This window comes from bacterium (assembly GCA_021372775.1).
Classification (GTDB): domain Bacteria; phylum Acidobacteriota; class Polarisedimenticolia; order J045; family J045; genus JAJFTU01.
Genome location: JAJFTU010000383.1, coordinates 1 through 3272, shown reverse-complemented (window position 1 = coordinate 3272; position 3272 = coordinate 1). Strand labels below are relative to the sequence as shown.

The following is a 3272-nucleotide window of genomic DNA, read 5'->3' as shown; positions in this document are numbered from 1 at the left end:
CCCGCGGGGCGCGGCCGGCCGAAGTTGCGCTGCACCTTCTCGCGCACGCTCCGCCCCTTCTGCAGCGCGATCACCGCGACGGGGCGCGAGCGGAAGACGCCGAAGCCGGCCGCGACGGCGGGGTCGTCGGCCTCGCGGCGGTCGCCGTGCAGCTCGACGAACCGCTCCACGAGCGCGGCGACGTAGTCGAGCGGATACGGACGGCGCGGGTGGCGCGCCAGCGCGAGCCGCTCGATCGGCGTGAGCGCGGCGAAGACCCGCGCCCGCTCGGCGTCGAGCGCGGCGCGCGCGGAGACGAGCTCCGCGGCCGCCGCCGGATCGCGCTCCGCCGCCGCGGCGAGAACGGCCGCGCGCCGTTCCAACGCCTGGATCGTCCGCTCGAACGCCAAGTCCATGCGCCGATTCTACCGCGCTGGCCGCGGGCGAAGGCGCGGGCTATCGTCGGCGCTCCGGAGGACGCCATGGCCACCGCAGCGTTGATCGTCGTCGGTTCCGAAATGCTCGATCCCGACCGCCGGGACGCGGACGGGCCGGTCGCCAGGCAAGGGCTCGCCGAACTCGGCATTCCGCTCGTCTTCAACGCGCGCGTCGAGGACACGACGACCTCGATCGCCGCGGCGGCGAAGGCCGCCCTCGCGATGGCCGACATCCTGATCTTCTCCGGCGGCCTCGGCCCGACCGGCGACGACCTGACGCGCGACGGCGCGGCGCTCGCGCTCGGCCGGGGCGTCGTCGAGGATCCGACGTGGGCCGCCGCGCTGGAACAGCGGCTCGTCTCGCGCGGACGACCGTTCTCGGCGATCAACCGCCGCCAGGCGCTGATCGTCGAAGGGGCGGAGATGCTGCCCAACCCGCGCGGCCTGGCCTGCGGCTCGCTCGTCGAGCAGGGCGGCAAGGTCGTCGCGCTGCTCCCCGGCCCGCCGCGCGAATTCTCGGCGATGTTCGCGGAGGAGCTCGCGCCGCGGCTCGCGCGCCGCTTCCCGAACCGGCCGCTCGTGCGCGTCGTCCACGCGGTCGCCACCGGCCTGCCGGAGGCGGACGCCGAGCCGACGCTGCTGCCGTGGTACGAGCGACCGGGCGTCGCCGTCTCGATCCTGCCGATGTCCGGCGTGCTCAAGATCACCTTCACGATCACCGCCCCGCCCGCCGAAAACGCCGACGCGCTCGCCGACGAGGCGCGCGCCGCGTTGAGCGCCGGCCTCGGGCCGTACCTCGTGAGCCTCGACGGGCGTCTCGCGGAAGAGGTGCTCGCGGAGAAGCTGCTGGCGCGCGGGTGGTCGCTCGCCGCCGCGGAATCGTGCACCGGAGGTTCGGCGGCGCGGAAGATCGTCTCGGTGCCCGGGGCGTCGCGCTACTTCCGCGGGGGAATCGAGGCCTACGCCAACGAGGTCAAGGAGCGGCTGCTCGGCGTGCCCGCGGAGATTCTCGCGCGGCACGGCGCGGTCAGCGCGGAGTGCGCCGCGGCGATGGCCGAAGGGGCGCGGCGGGCGATCGGCGCCGATTGCGCGGTCGCCACGACCGGCGTCGCCGGTCCCGACGGCGGCACGCCGACGAAGCCGGTCGGCCTCGTCTACGTCGCGGCCTCGACGCCGGAGCGGACCGAGACGCGGAAGCTCTCGCTGAACGTCGACCGCCCGACGCTGATGGACCTCGCCGCCAACTACGCGCTCCACCAGCTCCTGACGCTCTTGCGCTGAGGGGTACGCGAATCCTTGCCCGCGAAACGCAAGGCAATGTTTCGCGTATTGGGCGTCGGGAGGCAGGCGCGGAGGAGACTTGAGCGGTCCGACGATCGTCGGGGCGCGCCAGCCTCCCCTACGGTTTCGCGTATTGCGGGTTAGGATTAGGCGTCCCGCCCGAAGAGGAGAATTCATGCGCCGCGTCACGATCGCCTTGCTCGTCGCCGCCGCCGCCGCGTTCGGCGCCTTCGCGTCCGAACCGTCGTCCGACGTTCCCGCCCTCGGCTCGTTCCACGAAGTCATCTTCCCGATCTGGCATCAGGCTTGGCCCGCCAAGGACGTGGACCTGCTCGTGAAGTACGCCCCCGACGTCCGCGCCGGCGTCGCGGCGATCGCGAAGGCCGAACTCCCGGGGATGCTGCGCGAGCGGCGTTCGGCGTGGGACACGGGGATCGCGGCGTTCAAGGAAGCCGCCGCGGAGTACGACGCCGCGGCCGCGGCCCGCGACGGCCAGAAGCTGCTCGCGGCCGCCGAGAAGCTGCACGCCCGCTACGAAGGGCTGGTGCGGATCGTGCGTCCGGCGGTGAAGGAGCTCGACGTCTTTCACTCCGCGCTCTACTCGCTCTATCACGAGTCGCTGCCGAAGAACGACGTCAAGGCGCTCTGCGCCGCCGCGCCCACGCTGAAGGAGCGGGCCGCCGCGCTCGCCGGCGCGAAGCTCTCCCAGCGCCAGGCGCCGAAGCAGGCCGCCTACGACCAGGCCCGCGCGGGCCTCGTCGCCGCCGTGGACGGCCTCGCCAAGAGCTGCTCCGCCCCGAAGGACGACGCCGTCAAGGCCGCCTTCGAAAACGTCCACACCGCGTATCAGAGCCTCGACAAAATCTTCGAATGACATACGGGCGCGCCGCGAGGCGCGCCCGTCACCGTTTGCCGTAGGGGCGGCTGGCGCGCTCCGATTCTCGTGTCCCCGCTCAAGATTCCACCGCGCCTGCCGCCCGACCCAATTTCCGCGCAACCTTGCCTTTCGTCGAGAAAGGCAGGATTGCGCGCGAATCAAGTCGGTCGTCGATCGAGAATCAGCGCCACCGCCGCCGCGCGATCGGCGACGCGGCCCGCGGCCCGCTCCCCCGCCAGACGCGCCAGCCAATCCTGCAGCTCCGGCCCCGCCGGTACGCCGAGATCGATCAGTTCACGCGCCGCGAGCAGCGGCGGATGCGCGTCGATCAGCCGCCGCGCCCGCGCCGCGCGCTCCAGCGACGCCGCCCCGGCGAACGCCGCGGCGCAGAGCAGCGTTCCCGGCGCCGCGCGGAACGCCGCGCGCACGAGCGCCGCGTCGTCCGCAGCCTCGCGCAGCAGCCGTTCCAGACGGCGCGACTGCGCCATCCCCTCGAGCAGCGCGCGCCGCGCGCGGGACGGCAGCGCGACCCGCTCCGCCCTCTCCGCCGCCCGCTCCGGGCACGTCGTCGCGGCGTGCACGAGAGCCGCGCGCAGATCGTCGTCGGCGCCGAGGGCGGCCGCCGCGGCGAGGGCCGCCGCCGCCGCGGCGCGCACGTCGCCGGCCGAACCGTGCCGCAGTCCCGGCAGCCAGCGCGC

At 74.1% G+C, this 3272-nt stretch carries 4 protein-coding genes; 2 read left to right on the top strand and 2 right to left on the bottom strand.

Features of this window, described 5'->3' with window-relative positions; translation table 11 throughout:
* Nucleotides 1–395 (bottom strand): acetyl-CoA carboxylase carboxyl transferase subunit alpha (locus LLG88_12660; protein ID MCE5247756.1); only part of this gene is annotated, 395 nt, incomplete at its 3' end.
* 66 nt (nt 396–461) lie between these two features.
* Between LLG88_12660 and LLG88_12655 the strand changes: the two genes are divergently transcribed.
* Together LLG88_12655 and LLG88_12650 are read left to right on the top strand one after the other, a co-directional pair.
* A complete protein-coding gene (locus tag LLG88_12655) occupies nt 462–1697 on the top strand; it encodes a CinA family nicotinamide mononucleotide deamidase-related protein (protein MCE5247755.1) in 1236 nt (411 codons plus the stop codon).
* A 175-nt stretch (nt 1698–1872) separates the two neighbouring features.
* Complete coding sequence (locus LLG88_12650) at nt 1873–2571, top strand: hypothetical protein (GenBank protein ID MCE5247754.1); 699 nt, start codon at nt 1873–1875, stop codon at nt 2569–2571.
* A gap of 161 nt (nt 2572–2732) precedes the next feature.
* On the opposite strand, the gene LLG88_12645 is transcribed toward LLG88_12650, so the two are convergent.
* On the bottom strand, nt 2733–3272 hold a 540-nt coding region (locus LLG88_12645), incomplete at its 5' end, for a hypothetical protein (GenBank protein ID MCE5247753.1).